Below are 19,452 nucleotides of genomic sequence, written 5' to 3'. Positions count from 1 at the left end.
CAGACCCCGTGAAACACGCCCTTAACGTTACCCGCGAACAGGATTTCGCTGCCTGGTATCAGGCCGTCATCACCGAAGCCGACATGGCCGAGGAAAGCGGTGTGCGCGGCTGCATGGTGATCCGTCCCTGGGGCTATGGCATCTGGGAACGGATCCAGACCCTGCTCGATGCGCGCATCAAGCAGACCGGCCACGAGAATTGCTATTTCCCGCTGTTCATCCCGCTGTCCTATTTCGAGAAGGAAGCCGAGCATGTCGACGGCTTCGCCAAGGAAATGGCGGTCGTCACCCATCATCGCCTGATCCAGAAGGACGGCAAGATGGTGCCCGATCCCGAAGCGAAGCTGGAAGAGCCGCTGGTCGTGCGCCCGACATCGGAAACCGTGATTGGCGCAGCCTTCAGCCGCTGGGTCCAGAGCTGGCGCGACCTGCCGGTGCTGATCAACCAGTGGGCGAATGTCGTCCGCTGGGAAATGCGCACCCGCATGTTCCTGCGCACCAGCGAATTTCTGTGGCAGGAAGGCCATACCGCGCACTCGACCGTCGATGAAGCGATGGAAGAGACGATGAAGATGCTCGAAGTCTATCGCAGCTTCGCCGAGGAATGTGTCGGCCTGCCGGTGGTCGCGGGCGAGAAGCCGGAGAATGAGCGTTTCCCCGGCGCCGTCGCGACCTATTCGATCGAGGCGATGATGCAGGACGGCAAGGCGCTGCAGGCCGGCACCTCGCACTTCCTGGGCACGACCTTCAGCCAGGCGCAGAATATCAAGTTCCAGAATGCCGAAGGGCAGCAGGAACTGGCCCAGACCACCAGCTGGGGCATGTCGACCCGCATGATCGGCGGCCTGATCATGGTCCATGGCGATGATGACGGCCTGCGAGTGCCGCCGCGCGTCGCGCCCTATCAGGTCGTGGTCGTGCCGATGCTGCGCGATACCGAGGAAGACGCCGCGATCGTCGATTATTGCACCGATCTGGTGAACCAGCTGAACGGCCTGGACGTGTTCCGCGAGCCGGTCCGCGCGCTGCTCGACAAGCGCCCGTCCAAGGCTGCGACCAAGCGCTGGGGCTGGGTCAAGAAGGGCGCGCCGATCGTGATCGAGGTGGGCGGCCGCGATGTGGCCGGTGGCAATGTCTCGGTCATCCGCCGCGATCGCCTCTATCGCGAGGATGGCAAGCTCGACAGCCAGATCGTCGCCAAGGGCGATTTCGTCGCTGGCGCAGCTGCGATGCTGGAGGATATCCAGACGTCGCTGTTCGCTGATGCGAAGGCGCGTCTGAACGGCAATATCGACAGGTCGATCACCGATCTCGACGCGCTCAAGGCCTATTTCAAGGCCAGCAAGAACCCCGGCTGGGCGCTGGTCCAGTGGGCCAAGCCGACCGGCGCGGAACTGGAGAAGGTCGTGCAGTGGCTGAAGGGCGAGAAGCTCACCCTGCGCAACGTGCCGACCGACGCGGAAGCGGCGGATGGCGCCTGCATCTTCACCGGCGGCACGGCGGTTGAGCGGGTGCTGGTCGGGCGCAGTTACTGAACATTATTTCCCCTCCCTTCCAGGGAGGGGATTAAGGGGTGGGTAGCGAGCGAAGCGAGCCTTCTACTGCCGCTACGCGGCAGACCCACCCCGGCCCCTCCCTTGAAAGGGAGGGGAGAAGAGTGGTTACTCCACCCCCAATTGCTCCAATGCGAAGGCGCTATATTCGGCCTGATCACGATAGCGCCGGAAGCGGCCCGACTTGCCGCCATGTCCGGCCTCCATGTTGATGCGGAAGACCAGCGGATTGCTGTCGGTCTTGGTCGCGCGCAGCTTGGCCACCCATTTGGTCGGCTCATAATATTGGACCTGGCTGTCCCATAGGCCGGTGCCGACGAACAGGCTGGGATAGGCTTTCGCCTCGACATGGTCGTAGGGCGAATAGGCGAGCATCACGTCATACCATGGCTGCTGCTCGGGATTGCCCCATTCGTCATATTCGCCGGTGGTGAGCGGAATGGTCGGATCGAGCATGGTGGTCACGACATCCACGAACGGCACCTGCGCGATGATGACCTTGTAATCCTGCGGCGCCATGTTCGCGACCGCGCCCATCAGCAGACCGCCAGCGCTGCCGCCCATCGCGGCGACCCGGCCCTTCTTTGCATAACCCTGATCCACCAGCGCGCGGGTCACGTCGATGAAGTCGGTGAAGCTGTTCATCTTGTTCTTGAGATGGCCGTCATCATACCATTGGCGGCCCATTTCCTGGCCGCCGCGAATATGGGCGATGGCGTAGACGACGCCGCGATCAAGCAGGCTGGGGAGCAGGGGCGAAAAGGCCGGATCGGTCGAATAACCATAGCTGCCATAGGCATATTGGTAGAGCGGGGCCGAGCCATTTTTCTGGAAGCCCTTGGCGTAGATGAGCGACACCGGCACCTTCGTCCCGTCGCGCGCGGTCGCCCAGACCCGTTCGGTCACATATTTGGCAGGATCATAGCCCTTTACTTCCTGCACCTTCAGTATCTTGCGTTCGCCGGTGTCGACATTCACCTCATAGGTGGTTTCGGGCGTGCGCAGGCTGTCATAGGTGTAGCGGACCCAGGGCGTGCCGCTTTCGGCGTTGACGTCGAGCGCCATGGCATAGGCGGGTTCGTCGGCATTGACGAAGCTGCTCTTGCCGCTCCTGGTCAGGAGGCGCAGGCGCTTATTGCCTTCGGACCGTTCCTCGATCGCGAGGAAGCTGTCGAAGGGCTGGAAATTCTCGATGAAGACGCTGGCGCTGGTCGGCACGATGTCCGTCCAGGCGGCGCGGCCCTTGGCGGCATCGGCGTCCGATATGGTCATCAGCCGGTAATTGGGCGCCTGCCAGTTGGTGCGGATCGTCCATTGGCCGCCCACATCGTCACTGCTGTAGAGGAAGTCGCGTTCGCGCGGGGCGAGCGGCGTGAAGCTTGCCGGATTGGCCGACGGGGCGCAGCGTTCCTCATTGCTGACGGTCGATTGCAGGACGATGCAGATGAACTTGTCCGACGTCGTCTTCCTGATGCCCATGTAGAAGGTATCGTCCTTCTCCTCATAGACCAGTCGATCGGCGCCGACAGGCGTGCCCAGAACATGCGCCTTCACCCGCTTGCCGAGCAGGGTGGTCGGATCCTTCTCGACATAGAAGATCGTCTTGCTGTCATCGGCCCAGGCGAAATCAGGTTCGGCATTGGGGATTTCGTCGCTCAGCAGCTTGCCGTCAGCGAGTCCCTTGACCCGGATCACATATTGGCGGCGGCCGACCAGATCCTCGGCATAGGCGAGCAATCTGTCGTCGGGGCTGACGTCCTTGCCGCCGATCGCGAAATAGCCCTTGCCCGCACCCATCCTGGGCTCGTCGAGCAATATCTGCTCGGGCGCGTCCATGCTGCCCTTGCGCCGGGCGACGATGGGATAGTCGCCGCCGGTCTCGAAGCGGCTATAATACCAGTAGCCCTTCTTGCGATAGGGGACGCTGCTGTCGTCCTGCTTTATGCGGCCGGTGATCTCGGTGTAGAGCTTGTCCTGCAACGGCTTGGTCGGCGCCAGCAGTGCGTCGGCATAGGCATTTTCGGCCGCCAGATAGGCGAGCATCTCGGGGTTCTTGCGGCTGTCGTCGCGCAGCCAATAATAGGGATCCTGCCGCGTCGCGCCGAACGGCGCCTTCACCTCATGCGGCTTCTTTGCCGCGACGGGTGGTTTGGGGGCGGTCTGCGCCTCGACGGTGGTGGACAGTGCGGCAATGCTGAGGCTCGCCATGAGCCAGGCCGAAGTGCGGATCATATTCCCTCCCTGCGAATCGCATGGCGGAGGCTGACATGATGGCGGGCAGGGGGGAAGATGATCCGGACCTGCCGTAAGAAACGGCAGGCCCGGACTGAAGCTAGGCGCTCAGTTACAGCACATATTTGCTGAGGTCGGTGTCATGGGCAACCGCCGACAATTGCTTGTCGACATAGGCCTGATCGATCACCAGCGTTTCGCCGCGGCGATCTTCCGCCTCGAAGCTCACATCCTCCAGCAGCTTCTCCATGACGGTCTGCAGGCGGCGGGCGCCGATATTCTCGACCTCGCTGTTCACCTCGGCGGCGATCTTCGCGACCGCGCGGATGCCTTCGGGCGTCAGGTCGATCGTCACTTCCTCGGTCGCCAGCAGCGCACGATATTGCGCAACAAGGCTGGCCTTGGTGTCGGACAGGATCGCGACGAAATCCTCCTCCGTCAGCGCCTTCAGCTCCACGCGGATCGGCAGGCGGCCCTGAAGCTCGGGCAACAGGTCGCTGGGCTTCGCCACATGGAAGGCGCCCGAAGCGATGAAGAGAATATGGTCGGTCTTGAGCGGGCCATATTTGGTCGAGACGGTCGTGCCTTCGATCAGCGGCAGCAGGTCGCGCTGCACGCCTTCACGGCTGACCGAACCGCCACGCACGTCGCTGACGGCGATCTTGTCGATCTCGTCGAGGAAGACGATGCCATTCTGCTCGGCGCTGGTGATGGCGACGCGGGCGACATCATCCTGATCGAGGCGCTTGTCCTGCTCTTCCTCGACCAGCTTGTCCCAGGCGTCGGCGACGCGCATCTTGCGACGCTTCTTCTGCTGCTGGCCAAAGGCCTTGGACATCATGTCGCTGAGGTTGATCATGCCGACCTGGCCGCCCATGCCGGGGATTTCCATCGGCATCGACGGGGCGTCGGCGACTTCCACCTCGACCTCGACATCGTTCATCTGGTTGCCCTCGATCTTCTGGCGGAAGGAGAGGCGGGTGGCTTCGCTGGCATCCTTGCCGGTCAGCGCATCGAGCAGGCGGGCCATGGCGGCTTCCGACGCGGCTTCGCGCACGGCTTCGCGGCGGCGGTCCTTCTCCAGCCGCACCGCTTCCTCGACCAGGTCGCGGACGATCTGCTCCACGTCGCGGCCGACATAGCCGACCTCGGTGAACTTGGTGGCCTCGACCTTGACGAAAGGCGCGTCGGCCAGCTTCGCCAAGCGGCGGCTGATCTCGGTCTTGCCGCAGCCCGTCGGCCCGATCATCAGGATATTCTTGGGCGTCACCTCGTCGCGCAAATCGGCGGGCAGGTGCTGGCGGCGCCAGCGGTTGCGCAGCGCGACGGCGACGGCGCGCTTGGCATCATGCTGGCCGATGATATGCGCGTCGAGCGCGGCGACGATGGCTTTGGGGGTCAGATTGTCGTTCATGGTCTTTTCTTGGGATCTCAGGCTGCGCTGTCGAGCGTTTCGATGGTGAGCTGGTCGTTGGTGTAGACGCAGATATCCGCCGCCACACCCATCGCCTTGCGGGCCAGGGTTTCGGCATCTTCCTCATATTCCACCAATGCGCGAGCGGCCGCGAGGGCATAATTGCCGCCCGAACCGATCGCGGCCACGCCGCCGAGCGGCTCCAGCACGTCGCCATTGCCGGTCAGGATCAGGGTGACGTCCTTGTCCGCGACGATCATCATCGCTTCCAGGTTGCGGAGATATTTGTCGGTGCGCCAGTCCTTGGCGAGTTCGACGGCGGCGCGCATCAACTGGCCATTATGGCGTTCCAGCTTGGCTTCGAGTCGCTCGAACAGGGTGAAGGCGTCGGCGGTAGCGCCGGCAAAGCCGCCGATGACGCTGCCGTCATGCAGGCGGCGCACCTTGCGGGCATTGGGCTTCATCACCGTCTGGCCCATCGAAACCTGGCCATCGCCGGCGACGACGACCTTTCCATTCTTGCGGACCGACATGATGGTGGTGCCATGCCAGACCGGCATGGACGAGCGGTTATGGTCATTCATGACCGCGCATATGGGAGCGGCAGTCAAGCGCTGCAAGCGTCTATGTAGAAACACGAGGCCGCCGCCGAAACGTGCGATTTGCGGGACGATTTCTGACTATCGGTTAAGGAACCAATGTCGATGAATTGACATTGTGCAACGCAGCAATCATTGTCGGTCGTCCCAAATGGAGGGAAGCTACTCATGACTCTCAAGGCCAGAGCACAAGAAAAGGTCGAGCGCGCGGGTATTGCCAACTATTCGTTCGACCAGGATGTTCTGGTAATGTGTGGCGTGCGCTATGCGATCGAGGCGTGCGAATGCGGCGAACCGGATTGCGACGGTGTGCGGCTGCGCAAGAAGTCGGCCTTTCCGCGCATCCTGCAGTGATGCAGGGCGGCAGGATGCCGCCCCGTCCCCGTTGTCAGTGTCTCCGCTATCAGTGAATGACTTCCTTGCCGGCGGTGCCGACCGATTCGATGTCGCGGCCGACGCCCTGCACCGTGTTGCAGGCGGCGAGCGCGGACAGGAGCATGGAGGCAAGGACGAGGGCGACGGTCTGACGCATGGATGATGCACTTTCTGATCTATGTTGGTCGGGCCTGTATAATGCGGCCAAACGCGCTGGACAGAGATAATTTCCAAAAAGCTGCAAGGCGGCGCTTGACAGGTCAGGCATCGGATGCGAAAGGCCGCCTCCTCCTTACAGGGGGCGCGTAGCTCAGCGGTAGAGCACACCCTTCACACGGGTGGGGTCACAGGTTCAATCCCTGTCGCGCCCACCATGATTTCAACGATTTGCGTTGAAGCATGGCTGGAGATATCCAACATCGGTAGTTGACCGTTGCAGGCACAGACCAGCACCGGCGCTTCTATGTGCCCTCGGCAAGTCGATGGTTGCCGCCGAGGATGAAGCGAAGCGAGCAATTTCGCCCTCATCCCCGGCCATCACAGTCTCTCACATATCGTCGAAGCGCGGGGCGCCTTCGAAATCCGCCTGCCCGAACGGCTTGTCGGTGAAGAGATAGGCATAATAATAATTGCGCAGCCTGGCATGGAAGGCGCGGATGCGATCCTGATAGGCGAACTGCGCCTGCATGTCGGTGTCGGCGAGGCGGGCGAGCAGCGCCTGCACGCCGACCGAGGGCAGCAGCCAGCCGACCGAACGGGCGGCGGCATCACGCGCCTCGATCCCGTGACGGTAGGCGTTCGCCTTGGGCGCGACGCTTTCATCGCCGACCTGGTGGAAGGCGAAATACCATTTCCAGTGGAATGCGTGGCCTAGCGGCGGGCTGTCCTTCCATTCGGGATGGCCGGCATAGAAGGCCCGCATCGTCTGTTCGCGCGGAATGTCCCAGGCGCGGTTGACCGCCTCGCGCTGGGCCAGCGTCAGTTCCACGCCCTGGCCGACCGGGATGGCACGGTTGATTGCGACATGGGCGATGGTCGGCAGCAGCAGGGTGAGCAGCAGCCACAGGCCAGCGAGCGTCGCGGCATTGGTGACCGAACTCCAGCGCAGCCGTCCTACCAGCAGCGTGACGCCAATCCAGAAGGCGAGATAGAGGGCAACCAGGCCCAGCACCGCCAGCAGCGGCAGCAGCGGCACATGCGACAGGGTTGCGCCGATCGCCAGCGGCACGGCGAGGGCGAGGAGCAGAAGTCCGCCGCGCAGCAGCACGCGCCGCGCCCAGAGACGCCGTCCCGATCCTGCAAGCGCATCAAGCATCCGCAGTCGCCCGGATTCCCGCTCGCCCGAGACCAGGTCGTGGAACAGGGCAATCACGAACAAAGGCGCCAGATAGACGAGCACGAAGGCGAAATCGAAGCGACCGGGGAGAGCCAGTTCGGGATTGAACGCCTCGCCATCGTATAGCTGCGCCTCCAGACCCAGGGCACGGACGCGCAGGATGTAAGGTGCGACGTCCCGCAGGCCGAGCGCCACGAAGGCGAGCGGCGCGGGCGCATCCCAGGCGGCATGGAAACTGTAATAGGCGGCATTGCCGGGATCCTGCGTCTTGCCGGCCCATTGCGCGACGGCCGCGATATCCTGTGCCTGTTTTGGCTGGATGCGGGCAATCACGGCGCGCTGCCGGGCGACTTCGGCCATGCCGGCAGCGACCGAGGCGATGGCGAGCAGGGCGACCAGCAGCAGCGCCAGCAGCGCCATGCGTGATCGCAGCAGCAGACGCAGTTCATGGGTGAGGAGGGTCATGGACGGGCTTTCTGAAGATGGCGGGCGACGGGCAGCAGCGCCAGCAGCGCGAGTGCCAGCCAGGCGAGCAGCAGGCCCAGGCCGGGCAGGCTGGCCGTCACCAGGTCGCCGGCGGTCGGCGCGATGAAGCGGAATTGCGGGATCGCCTGCCAATGGTCGGCGGAGATGCGCTTGCGCTGGTCGGCGCCGGCATCCTTGGCCTTGTCATCGGCATAGCTGACGGCATCGGCCTGCAATTGGTTGAGATGCTGGACCATGGCGTAGCGATAGGCTTCGGCCTGGGCGAGGAAGCGGCGATGGCCCGCAAGATCGGTGCCCGCGGCTGCCATCGACAATTGCCGCAGCGAGATGGCCGGGCTGATGATGCCGAAGCCGTCGGTCAGCCGGCTCTGCGCCTGCTGGATCGCGAAGCTGCGATCGGCATAGGCGTCGAACAGACCCGACGTCAGCTTCTCGCCCTCGACCGCGAGCAGGCCGTTATAATTGACCGGCAGATCCTCTACCTTGTCGACGCCATAGCGGCGCAGCATCTTCTGCTTGAAGGCGTTGAAGAAGGGATCGTCGGGATTATGCGCGTCGCCAAGGCGATGCAGATCCTGCTGGATGGCGATGTCGGTTTCCAGGCGGGTGGGCAAGCCATGGGCCTGCGCCGCGATATCGGGCGCCACGCGCGGCAGCAGGATCACCAGCACCGCCCAGAGCGCGAGCAGCGCGAGCAGCGCGTCGCGGCCGCGCCTTACCAGCGCGGAGACAAGGATCACGATGATCGACCAGAGCGCCAGATAGGCGCCATAGCCAAGCGCGATCACCGCCATCGGCCCGGCCAGCGCGCCCGGCTGACCCGCGATCAACAGGAAGGCGATGAGCGCGGGCAGCCCGACCAGCGCGGCGACCACGGCCAGTGCCAGCAGCTTGCCCATGACGAGCGCGCGGGCGGACACACCCTGCACCAGCATCTGGCGTAGCGTGCCGCGTTCGCGTTCGCGCGCGACCGCGCCATAGCCAAGGAAGATCAGTAGCAGCGGCGCAATCACCTGCAACACGAAGGCCGGGGTCAGCTGGCCGAAGCGGACCAGCAGCGAGGATTGGCGGACATCGCCGAAATTGGCGCTGTTCTGGCGATGGCCTTCCAGGAAGATGCTGTTGCCGGTGAAGGCATCGACGCCGGGATCGAAGGCGGCGAGCGGTGGCAGCGGGCGGAAGATGAAATTGCCGAAATGGACCATGCGATGAGGGTGGCGGTCGGGCTGTGCCTCGAACGCCTCGGCGGCCTGGGCCTGGAACCGGGCGCGGGTTTCGGCGATGCCGCTCTGGTGCGACCAACTGATGAGCGCGGCGGCGAGCGTCAGCAGGACGAGCAGCGCGAAGGCGATGACGGCGACGCGGTTGCGCCGCATCAGCCGCAATTCGTCGCGCACGATCAGGGTGATGGCGCTCATGCGGCAACGGCCTCCCGCGCGAACTTGCGATGCAGGTCGCGCACGTCGAAGCGGTCCGCGCCCTGCGCCGATGCCTCGTCGACGATCCGGCCGGATTCGAGGAAGCCGATCCGGTCGGCAATGTCGGCGGCCGACAGCAGGTCATGGGTGACCATCAGCACGGCCGCGCCCTTGCGTGCGACATCATGGACCAGCCGGTTGAAGTCGGCGGTCGCGCGCGGATCAAGGCCGGAAGAGGGCTCATCGAGCAGCAGTACCGGCACTTCGCGCAGCAAGGCGATGGCGATCGCCACCTTCTGCCGCATCCCCTTGGAAAAGCCGCCGAGCCGCTTGTCCCAGGCCGATGCCTGCAGGCCCGTTGCGTCGAACGCGCCGTCAATCTCCTGCGGGGCAGGATGGCGGCCGGCCAGCGCCAGCAGATAGGCGGCATTTTCCCGCGCCGTCAGATGCTCGTAAAGGGCGACATTTTCGGGCACATAGGCGATCTGCTCGCGCGCCTTGTCGGGCTGCGCCGCTGGGTCATGGCCGGCCACCAGCACCGTGCCGCTGTCGGGCCGGGCAAAGCCCAGCAGGGTCGACATGGTGGTCGATTTGCCCGCCCCATTGCCGCCGAGCAGCGCATAGATTTCGCCGGCATCGACATGCAGGGTCAGGCCGCGCAGCACATGATGGCTGCCATAGGACAGGTGGACGTCGGACAATATTATGGGCTGGCCGGTGGCGGTCAGGGACATGGGGGCAAGGCTCCTTGGCTGTTGCGCCGGACCATTTCGGCGATGCAGCAATCTGTCAATGAAATAATATAACATTTCCATTGACGGGTGCGGCGAGCCTACCCTAGGGGCAGCGGCGAATGAGATTTCGTCTCATTTCATTCAGGGGAAAATATGTCGATCCAGTTCCTGCCGCGCGCCTGCGCTGCGCCCGTCCGTTCCCGTCGCTTCTATCGCATCGCCCGCGCGCTGCCGCTGGCCGCTGTCCTGGCCTGGTTTCCAGCCCAGGCGCAGACCGGCGACGCGGTTCATCATGTGCCGGAGGGCGAGGGCGCCATCACGGTCGACGGCGTGCGTCAGGCCTATCGCGGCGATTTCTCCGTGAAGGAAATTCCCCAGGCCATCACAGAGATCGACGCGGAGACGCTGCAGCAGAATAATATCCTGCGCCTGACCGACGCGCTGGACATGAACGCCTCGGTCGCGCGCCAGAATACGCTGGGCGGGCTGTGGGACAGTTTCGCCATTCGCGGCTTTGCCGGCGATGAAAATCTGCCGAGCGGCTATCTGGTCAACGGCTTCAACGCCGGGCGCGGCTTTGGCGGCCAGCGCGATGTGGCGGGGATCGAGCGAGTCGAGGTGCTCAAGGGGCCGGCGGCGGCGCTGATCGGGCGCGGCGAGCCGGGCGGCACGATCAACCTCGTCACCAAGCAGGCGGAAATCGGCCGGACCTTCGGCACGGGCACGCTGCAATATGGCAGCTATGACCGGTTCCGCGCTGACGCCGACGCCAATCTGGCGCTGACCGACGGCATCACCGCGCGGCTGATCGGCTATTATGAGAAGGGCGACACCTTCCGCGACTATGTGTCGCAGAAGCGCTGGGGTTTCCTGCCCTCGATCGGCGTTGCGCTGGGCGATCGGACGCGGCTTACCTATGATTTCGAATGGACCCGTGTGGAAGTGCCGTTCGATCGCGGCATCGTCGTCCTGAACAATGATTTCAACACCGTGCCGCGTTCGCGCTTTCTGGGCGAGCCGGGCGATGGCGACACGGTGGCGCGCGCCACCGGCCACCAGTTGCGGCTCGACCATCAGTTCAATGACGACTGGAGCCTGCTGGTCGGGGCCAGCCATCGCGATACGCTGCTGACCGGTTTCTCGTCCGACGCGGAGCAGACCGCATCGCGCCAGAAACTCTATGTCGATGGCCACTCCCTGTCGCGCCAGCGCCGCTCGCGCCGCTATGATGCGGAACATAGCGTGGTTCGCGCCGAGATCGCCGGCAAGTTCGAGACCGGATTGCTGCGCCATCGCGTGCTGATCGGCGGCGATTTCGACCAGTTCGAATATGATAATTATTTCACCCGCTATCGCCCGCCGGCGCTGAGCAGCAATCCGAGCGATCAAGCGGGCTATGTCATCGACATCGACAATCCGGTCTATGGCCAATATCCGCTGCCTGCGACGTCGGTGTTGACCAATCGTCTAGATACGCAGCGCAGCTTCGGCTTCTATGTGCAGGACCAGATCGAACTGACCGATCGACTGCAGATCCGCATCGGCGGCCGCTATGACAATCTGACGTTGAAGGTCGACAACCGCGTGCTTGCGGAGGCCAATCGTTACAATAGCCGCAAATATGAGCGGTTCAGCCCGCAGGCCGGCATCGTCTATGACCTCAGCGATCCGATCACCCTCTATGCCGCTTATGGCCAGGGCTATCGCGCCAATGTCGGCGCGGATTTCTTCAACAATATCTTCGACCCGGAAACGAGCGAGTCGATCGAGGCTGGTGTCAAACTGACCGCGCTCGGCGGCGCGCTGACCGGCACCCTGTCCGTCTATCAGCTGACCAAGGACAATGTGCTGGCCAGCGACAATAATAATCCCGGCTTTTCCGTCGCGATCGGCAAGGCGCGTAGCCGCGGCATCGAACTGGACGTGAACGGCCATCTGCCCGGCGATATCGATATATTGCTGAGCTACGCCTATACCGATGCCGAGGCGCGGGAGGCGGTGAACGATCCCAATTTCGCAACCCAGATCCTGCCGGGGGACAGGCTGATCAACATTCCCGACCATGTTCTCAACATCCAGGTTGCCAAGCATTTCGAACTGGCCGGGCGTGGGGCGCAACTGGGCGCGGGCATGCAATATGTCGGCGAACGGCTGGGCGAAACGGGCACGGACTTCACCCTGCCGTCGCACACCTTGTTCCGCCTGTTCGGCAGCGTCGATGTGATCGAGGGTGTCGAATTGTTCGGGACGATCAGCAATCTGTTCGACGAGACATGGTATGCCAGCAGCTACAGTTCGGTCTGGGTGCAGCCTGGCACGCCGCGCACCGCCACCGTCGGCGTGCGCGCCCGCTTCTGAGCCGGAAGGATAGAGACATGAGCAAGACGATGACGCGCCTTCTGGGCGCCGCCGCTTTGTGTGTTGCTGGCACCGCCATCGCGCAGCAGCCGACTGAGGCGCCGCTGCCGGGTCTACCCGCTTCGGTGCTACCGCCAACGCTGTCCTGGTCGGGGGCAAGCGAAAAGCTGGTCGTCGGCAAGGATGATCCCTGGACCACGCCGGCCGAGCAGGCAGGTTTTTCCACCACGCCGCGCTATGATGAGGTTACGGCCTGGTTGAAGCGTCTGGATGCGGCCTCGCCCCTCATCAGCCTCGAAACCTTCGGCCGCACCGGCGAAGGCCGCGACATGCTGCTGGTCCGCGCCAGCAAGGGCGGGCCGGGCAAGCCGGTCGTGCTGGTGCAGGCGGGCATCCATGCGGGTGAGATCGACGGCAAGGATGCCGGCCTGATGCTGCTGCGCGACATCGCGCTGCGCGGCAAGGACAGCCTGCTCGACAAGGTCGATCTGGTGTTCGTGCCGGTCTATAATATCGACGGGCATGAAAAGAGGAGCCGCTGGAACTTCCCGGCGCTGCGCGGCCCGGCGGAGAAGGGCTATGTCGGCAACAGCCGCAACATCAACCTGAACCGCGACTTTGCGAAGGCGGACGCGCCCGAAAGCCGGGCGATGATCGGCCTGCTGCGCCGGCTGGACCCCATCCTCTATGTCGATTGCCATGTCAGCGACGGCTTCGACATGCAATATGACATCACCTTCACCTATGCCGGCTGGGGCCGCTATGCCTATCATCGCGCCACCGCCGACTGGCTGCAGGGCCGTTTCGGACCGAGCGTGACGGCAGCGCTGGAAAAGGCTGGCCATATCCCCACCATCTATCCCAGCCCGATCGATACGCGCGAGCCGACAAAGGGCATCCGCCAGGCGCCCGAAGGACCGCGCTATTCGACCGGCTATGGCGATTTCATCGGCGTCCCGACCGTGCTGGTCGAAAACCACATGATGAAGCCCTATCGCCAGCGGGTGCTGGGCACCTATGTGCTGCTGGAGGCGGCGCTGAAGCTGGCCGGACAGGATGCCGGAGCGATTGCGCAGGCGAAGGCCAGCGACCGGGCATCGCGCCCCGCCGAAATGCTGACCCGGTGGAAGCCGGCCGCGCAGCCGATCGGCTGGGTCGAGCGGTTCAAGGGCATCGCCTTCGACACCTATGTCTCGCCCGCGAGTGGGCGCAGGGAGCAGAAATGGCTGGGTCGCCCGGTCGACTGGCGGATGCCGATCATCGGCCAGGAACCGGTCGAGACGGTGCGTCTGCCCAAGGCATGGTGGGTGCCGGCCGGGCAGGCCGAGGTGATCGACCGGCTGACATTGCATGGCATCCGCTACGAGGTGCTGGATGCGCCGCGCACGCTGACGCTCGATCGGGCGCGGCTGGTCGGCCCGCAATCGATGCCGGTGCGCGACGCGCGCATCCCGCTGGACACGAAGTTGCGGCACGAGACCGTGACCGAAACGCTGCCAGCCGGCACGGTGCGCGTGCCTGCCGATCAGCCGCTGGGCCTTTTGGCGGCAGCGCTGCTGGAGCCGGAAAGCCAGGACAGTTTCCTTGCCTGGGGCTTCTTCCCGGAGATATTGGCGGCGCCTTCTGGGGCGGAGGATTTCGTCCGCGCGCCGATCGCCGAGGCATTGCTGGCCGCCGATGCGCAGCTTCGCGCAGAGTTCGAGGCGAAATTGGCCGCTGATGCCACATTGGCCGGCGATGGTGACGCGCGGCTCGACTGGCTATCGGCCCGGCTGCCCGATCGCAGCCCCTATCATCATCTCTATCCGGTGCTCAGGGAGAACTGAGCCCGGTGAACCGGGGCGGTCGACCCGCCCCGGTTCTTCCAAATCAGAAGCTGACCCGCGCGGTCACGCGGATGTCGCGGCCGGTGAGCGGGGCATAATCCTTGAGGAAGGACGAGGCCCGGCGGGCGACCACATCGAAGATGTTGTTGGCCGAAAGGGCGAAGCTGAGCGGACGTTCCTTGCCCCAGGGGCGAACATTCAGCTCGGCATTGACCATGGTGTAGCCGGGCGTCGTGGTCTCGAACTCGGCGACCCGGTCCTGCTTGCTGACACGCTCGACTTCGCCGCGCAGGTCGAACTTGGTTGCCTGATAGGCCAGGCCACCGAGCAGACGGAGCGGGGGAATGCGCGGTGCCGGCCCGACGCTCTTCACATTGGCATGGACATAGTCGGCCAGGCCATCCGCGACGATCTTGCCGTCGCCCAGCTTGGCCAGGGTCAGCGATCCCTGCACCTCGAAGCCATAATAGCGGGCGTCCGCCTGGTTGAAGGCATAGACGGGCAAGCCATCTTCTTCCTCGCCGGTCAGATCCTCATAGATGAAGTTCGAGAACCAGGTGTGATAGGCCGACGCCTCGAAGCTGTAATTGTCGCCGCTGCCGCGCAGGATCGCCTCGACGCTGTTGGCCTTTTCCAGATTGAAGTCGGGATTGCCGACCTCATAGGCCTGGGTGCCGGCATGGGGGCCGTTGGCGAACAATTCTTCAGCCGCCGGCGCACGTTCGGTGTGCGACAGGTTGAGCCCGATGCGCCAGCTGTCGGTCAGGCCATAGGAGGCGCCGACCGAGCCGGAGAAGGCGTCGAAGCTGCGCTTGCCGGCGAAGAACTGCTCCTGATCCTCCAGCGGATTGGCGGTCAGGCTGGTATGTTCGTAGCGGCCGCCAAGCTCGAACTTGAGCGCGCCATAATCGAGCTGCTGCAAGGTGAAGACGCCGACCTGCGTGGTCGAATTCTTCGGCAGGAAGGCTTCCTCGCCGATCACGTTGAAGTCGCGGTTGAACAGTTGCACGCCGGTCGCACCGCGCCAGGCGCCATGCTTGGCCTGGGTCAGTTCCAGCCTGGCTTCCATGCCCTTGCTGAAGAAGGCGGTGCCCACCGAGCCGTCTTCTTCCAGTTCGGCATGGGTATAGTCGGCATAGCCCAGGCGCAGCGAAACCTTGTCCAGCACATTGCCGTCGCCATTCACTTCGGCGCGCAGGTTGACGCTGTCCTGCTTCATGCTGAGGCGCGGGGCTTCCTGCTCGTCGCCCGGCTGGGTCGCGAAGCGGATCGGCACGCCATAGAGGCTGTCATAATGGTCGTAGGAAATACCGATATTGCCGGTGTCGCCGATATAGGCGATGCCGCCGCCGGCGGTCCAGGTCTTGGCCGCCGAATTGGGCAGCTTGCCCTTGACCGCGGCGTTGCCGGCGAAGTCGATCGCTTCCTCGCCTTCTTCCGCCGGTTCGGCGGGAAGCAGGCTCGATGCCAGCGCTTCGGCACGCAGTGCTGGCGTCAGCGCATGGCCGCCGATGCGGACATCGTCGCTCTTGAGATAGCTGCCATCGGCATGGGCAACCCAACCGCCCGACAGGGGGACATCGACCGAGGCCGCGCCTGAACGCTCGTCTGCGGCCGAAGCATAGGTGCCGATCGCATCGACATGGACCGGCTCATCCGGGATTGCATTCGGGATGCGCTTGTCGATGACGTTGACCACGCCACCGATCGCTGAAGATCCATAGAGCAGCGACTGCGGCCCACGCAGCACCTCGATCCGTTCGGCAAGCAGCGGATTGACGACCACCGCATGATCGACCGAGGTGTTGGATACATCGACGGTCGACAGACTGTTGGTCAGCATCTTGACGCGTTCGCCCTGCAGGCCGCGCAGCACCGGGCGCGATGCGCTGGGGCCGAAGGAGGTGGCGGATACGCCCGGCTGATGTTCCAGCGTCTCGCCGATCGACGGGCGGATCGCCTGGGTCAGATCCTTGCCCTCGACCACGGCGACGCTGGACAGCATGTCCTGGCGGCGGGTCGGCAGGATGCCGGTGACGATGATGTCGGAACGGGTCGACTGGTGATAGCCGTCAGCCGCGTCATCCGCAGCGGTTTGCGCATGCGCGGCTACGGACGAGCCGAGAACGGCAAGCGCACAGCCGGCGAGAAACTGGAATTGCATGGACATGGATCCCCCGAGGTGGATGGAGCGACATTATTCTGACCTCCACGCCCTGCTCGGTCGCGCTGGAGGCTGCCCCGCCTCTGTAAAAACATGTCCATGATGTTACAACATATCAAACATTACATTTCTGTCATGTGGCTGGCGCCCTATCCATCCAGCCCGCGAAGCTTCCGCAAATCGATGCCCAGCCGCCGGACCCGGTAATAGAAGGTCTTGCGCGGCAGGCCGAGGCGCTCGATCGCCTGGCCCATGTCGCCGCCGGTCGCCTGGATCGCCTCGATGATCGCCATGCGCTCGAACGCGTCCATGCGCGCGTCGAGCGGCAGCGTCGCGCCATCGGCAACGGGTTCCTGCTCCAGGCCCAGCGCCAGCCGTTCGGCCAGCCGCCCCAGTTCATGGACATTGCCGGGCCAGTCATGGTCCAGCAGATGGGCCAGCACCGCGCGGCTGACCGGCGGCACCGTGCGGCGGAAGCGGCGGGCAGCGGCATCGAGTAGATGGGCGAAGATCAGCGGAATATCCTCGCGCCGTTCGCGCAGCGGCGGGATGTGCAGCCGCACCGCCGCCAGCCGATAGAGCAGGGCCGGCTGGATCGCCGCCGCCTGGCCCTGCTGCGTCATGCAGCCGATCACGCGCAGGTCTACCGGCTGGGGTTCGCGCGCGCCGACCGGGCGGACCAGCCGGTCCTCCAGAAACTGGATCAGATGCGCCTGCAGCGCCGGGCCGGACTGATCGACATCGTCCAGGAACAGCGTGCCCTGATGCGCGCGGGCCAGCCGCCCTTCAAGCGGCGCGCGCCCGGCCAGGCTTTCGCCATGCAGGCTGGTCTCCGCAATCGCATCGGGCACGGCGGCGCAGGCGATGCTGACGAACTGGGCGCTGGCGCGGCGGCTGCGCTGATGGATCATGCGGGCGACCAGTTCCTTGCCGGTGCCGGTCTCGCCCTCGACCAAAATGTCGATATTGGTGTCGGCCAGCGTCGCCACCATGTCGCGCAGCCGCTCGATCGCCGGAGAATGGCCGATAAGCGGGGAGGCGACGGCGGTGTCGACCATCGCGCGCAGGCGGCGATTTTCGATCACCAGCAGCCTCTTCTCGCTCGCCCGCGCGACCGATGCCAGCAGGGCGTCGGGATTGAAGGGCTTTGTCAGGAAGTCCCAGGCGCCGGCCTTGAGCGCATCCACCGCCATCGGCACATCGCCATGGCCTGTGACCAGGATCACCGGCAGTTCCGCGTCACGGGCGTGGAGCGCCCGGAACAGGTCGATGCCCGACATGTGCGGCATCCGCACGTCGCTGACCACGACGCCGGGAAAGTCCGCATCGATCGCCGCCAGCGCGTCGGCAGCGCGGGCGAAGGCACGGACCTCATGGCCCGCCAGCGTCAGCGTCTGCGCCATGGCAGCGCGAAGATCGTCATCATCGTCGACCAGGGCGATCGGACGCGGGGGCATGTCGGTCATGCGCGTTGCAAACTCAGCTGGAAATGGGCGCCGGCCTCACTGGGAAGCAGGCGCAGCGACCCGCCCATGTCAGCCATGATGTCGCTGGCGATGACGAGGCCGAGCCCGAGACCCGATGGGCGGCTGGTGACGAAGGGGGTGAAAAGCTGGCCCTGCACCGACGGATCGATGCCCGGCCCATTGTCGATCACCGACAGCAGCACCGTCTCCGCATCGAGCGCGACCGAGAGGCGGATGGTTGGCGCGGCCACGCCTTCCAGCGCTTCCAGCGCATTTTGCAGCAGATTGACCAGCACCTGTTCCAGCCGGATCGTGTCGGCCATGACACGCAGGTCGTCCGGCAGGTCGGGCAGGTGCAGGTCGACCCGCGCCAGCCGCGATTTCAGGATCAGCACGCTGCCCTCGATCGGTCCGGCGAGCGGAATGACATCGATCGCGCCGGTCGCCTTGCGGGAAAAACCGCGCAGTTCGGCCGTGACCTTGCCGATCCGGTCGGTCAGCCGTTCGATCGCCGCCATATTCTCGGCCGCAGCCTCGCTGTCGCCGCGCTCGATTAACAACCGCCCATTGGCGGCATAGCTGCGGATCGCGGCGACGGGCTGGGCGGTTTCATGGGCGATGCCGGCGGTGATCTGGCCCAGCGAGGCCAGGCGATTGGCCTGGCGCAGCCCTTCGCGCAGCGTGTCGGCGCGCGTTTCGCTGGCGGCACGCTCCTCCATCTCGCGGCGCAGTTCGCGGGTGCGGTCCGTCACCATGGCCTCCAGTTCGCTGGTGCGGGCGGCAGCCATGGCGGCGCGTTCGGCGCGGCGATGGCCGCGCTCGCGCAATATCCAGATGCCGCCGGCGAGCAGCAGCAGCAGCAGCAGGGTCGCCAGCCGCACCGTGCGCACGAAGCTCTCCACGCCATGCAGCGGCGTCAGCATGTTGAGCTGCCAGCCCGGTTCGCCGGCCGCGACCGATTGCCACAGCAGGCGGCGGCGTGGTTCGTCGGCGGGGCTGACGATCTGCCGGCCATCGGCATCGCCCATGCCCCTGAGCGGCACCGGCAGCAGTGAGCCGCGGCCGGACTGCAATTCGGCGCGAAAGCGCTGCTTGGCCTGCGCCGACAGCGGATGGATGGTAGTGAAGCGCCAGTCGGGGCGGCTGGTGATCAGGATGATGCCCTCGCGACTGGTGATGAAGGTGATTTCGCCCAGCCGCGCCCACTGCTGCTCGATCCCGTCAAATTCCAGCTTCACCACGACATAGCCGCCGCCGCGCGATCGCCGCGACAGATACATGCCGGGCCGCTCGCTGATCGTGCCGAGGGCGAATTGCGCGCCCGATCCATGGGCGGCGGCGAGCTTGAAATAATTGCGGAAGGAATAGTCCTGGCCGACGAAGCTGCGCTCGCTGCCCCAGTTGCTCGATGCGACGGTGCGCCCGGATGCGTCGAGCACATAGATTTGCGCCGCGCCGGTGGTGCGGGCAAGCGCCTGCAGCTTGCGGTCC

At 64.8% G+C, this 19,452-nt stretch carries 14 protein-coding genes and 1 tRNA gene; 5 read left to right on the top strand and 10 right to left on the bottom strand.

The window, feature by feature from the left end:
• Positions 1-8: 8 nt before the first annotated feature.
• The gene (proS, locus tag E5554_RS15070) at positions 9-1,535 is read left to right on the top strand and encodes a proline--tRNA ligase (RefSeq protein WP_136187294.1); all 1,527 of its coding nucleotides are present in this window, start codon (positions 9-11) and stop codon (positions 1,533-1,535) included.
• Between the two features lie 126 nt (positions 1,536-1,661).
• Here proS and E5554_RS15065 read toward each other — a convergent pair whose 3' ends face one another.
• From E5554_RS15065 to hslV, 3 genes are all read right to left on the bottom strand, one after another.
• Positions 1,662-3,785: a S9 family peptidase gene (locus tag E5554_RS15065; RefSeq protein WP_136187293.1), complete on the bottom strand. Its 2,124-nt coding sequence runs from the start codon at positions 3,783-3,785 to the stop codon at positions 1,662-1,664.
• Between the two features lie 112 nt (positions 3,786-3,897).
• Positions 3,898-5,199 carry an ATP-dependent protease ATPase subunit HslU gene (gene hslU / locus E5554_RS15060; RefSeq protein WP_037506705.1) on the bottom strand — a complete coding sequence of 434 codons (1,302 nt, stop codon included), beginning with the start codon at positions 5,197-5,199 and terminating at the stop codon, positions 3,898-3,900.
• 17 nt (positions 5,200-5,216) lie between these two features.
• On the bottom strand, positions 5,217-5,783 hold the full coding sequence (hslV, locus tag E5554_RS15055; RefSeq protein WP_004207214.1) for an ATP-dependent protease subunit HslV: 567 nt from the start codon (positions 5,781-5,783) through the stop codon (positions 5,217-5,219).
• A gap of 183 nt (positions 5,784-5,966) precedes the next feature.
• Between hslV and E5554_RS15050 the strand changes: the two genes are divergently transcribed.
• Positions 5,967-6,152: a hypothetical protein gene (locus E5554_RS15050; RefSeq protein WP_004207213.1), complete on the top strand. Its 186-nt coding sequence runs from the start codon at positions 5,967-5,969 to the stop codon at positions 6,150-6,152.
• Positions 6,153-6,201: 49 nt separating this feature from the next.
• Here E5554_RS15050 and E5554_RS15045 read toward each other — a convergent pair whose 3' ends face one another.
• Positions 6,202-6,330, bottom strand: coding sequence for an entericidin A/B family lipoprotein (locus E5554_RS15045; RefSeq protein WP_004207212.1), 129 nt, complete (start codon positions 6,328-6,330; stop codon positions 6,202-6,204).
• A gap of 142 nt (positions 6,331-6,472) precedes the next feature.
• Here E5554_RS15045 and E5554_RS15040 point away from each other — a divergent pair.
• Positions 6,473-6,547, top strand: a tRNA-Val gene (locus E5554_RS15040).
• A gap of 173 nt (positions 6,548-6,720) precedes the next feature.
• On the opposite strand, the gene E5554_RS15035 is transcribed toward E5554_RS15040, so the two are convergent.
• Genes E5554_RS15035 through E5554_RS15025 form a run of 3 tightly spaced genes read right to left on the bottom strand, consistent with a single transcriptional unit; the run spans position 6,721 to position 10,147 of the window.
• The gene (locus tag E5554_RS15035; protein ID WP_136187292.1) at positions 6,721-7,974 is read right to left on the bottom strand and encodes a DUF3526 domain-containing protein; all 1,254 of its coding nucleotides are present in this window, start codon (positions 7,972-7,974) and stop codon (positions 6,721-6,723) included.
• Positions 7,971-9,413, bottom strand: coding sequence for a DUF3526 domain-containing protein (locus tag E5554_RS15030; protein ID WP_136187291.1), 1,443 nt, complete (start codon positions 9,411-9,413; stop codon positions 7,971-7,973). The genes E5554_RS15035 and E5554_RS15030 overlap by 4 nt, the downstream gene beginning before the upstream one ends.
• Entirely contained in the window at positions 9,410-10,147 is a 738-nt protein-coding gene (locus E5554_RS15025) for an ABC transporter ATP-binding protein (RefSeq protein WP_136187290.1), read from the bottom strand. Before E5554_RS15025 ends, E5554_RS15030 begins: the two co-directional genes overlap by 4 nt.
• A 153-nt stretch (positions 10,148-10,300) precedes the next feature.
• On the opposite strand from E5554_RS15025, the gene E5554_RS15020 reads away from it, so the two are divergent.
• Together E5554_RS15020 and E5554_RS15015 are read left to right on the top strand one after the other, a co-directional pair.
• Positions 10,301-12,505 carry a TonB-dependent receptor gene (locus E5554_RS15020; RefSeq protein ID WP_136187289.1) on the top strand — a complete coding sequence of 735 codons (2,205 nt, stop codon included), beginning with the start codon at positions 10,301-10,303 and terminating at the stop codon, positions 12,503-12,505.
• Between the two features lie 17 nt (positions 12,506-12,522).
• A complete protein-coding gene (locus tag E5554_RS15015; protein WP_136187288.1) occupies positions 12,523-14,331 on the top strand; it encodes a M14 family metallopeptidase in 1,809 nt (602 codons plus the stop codon).
• Positions 14,332-14,374: 43 nt separating this feature from the next.
• Here the strand turns inward: E5554_RS15015 and E5554_RS15010 are convergent, their stop codons facing one another.
• The 3 genes from E5554_RS15010 to E5554_RS15000 form a co-directional block, all read right to left on the bottom strand.
• Positions 14,375-16,495 (bottom strand): TonB-dependent receptor, encoded by a 2,121-nt coding sequence (locus E5554_RS15010; protein ID WP_136188384.1) that lies wholly within the window; start codon positions 16,493-16,495, stop codon positions 14,375-14,377.
• A gap of 149 nt (positions 16,496-16,644) precedes the next feature.
• Positions 16,645-17,961 carry a sigma-54 dependent transcriptional regulator gene (locus E5554_RS15005; protein ID WP_136187287.1) on the bottom strand — a complete coding sequence of 439 codons (1,317 nt, stop codon included), beginning with the start codon at positions 17,959-17,961 and terminating at the stop codon, positions 16,645-16,647.
• Positions 17,958-19,400 (bottom strand): ATP-binding protein, encoded by a 1,443-nt coding sequence (locus E5554_RS15000; RefSeq protein WP_247594280.1) that lies wholly within the window; start codon positions 19,398-19,400, stop codon positions 17,958-17,960. Before E5554_RS15000 ends, E5554_RS15005 begins: the two co-directional genes overlap by 4 nt.
• Positions 19,401-19,452 lie beyond the last annotated feature (52 nt).

The organism is Sphingobium sp. PAMC28499 (assembly GCF_004795815.1).
GTDB classification, from domain to species: Bacteria; Pseudomonadota; Alphaproteobacteria; order Sphingomonadales; family Sphingomonadaceae; genus Sphingobium; species Sphingobium yanoikuyae.
This window is presented reverse-complemented; position numbering and strand designations above follow the sequence as displayed.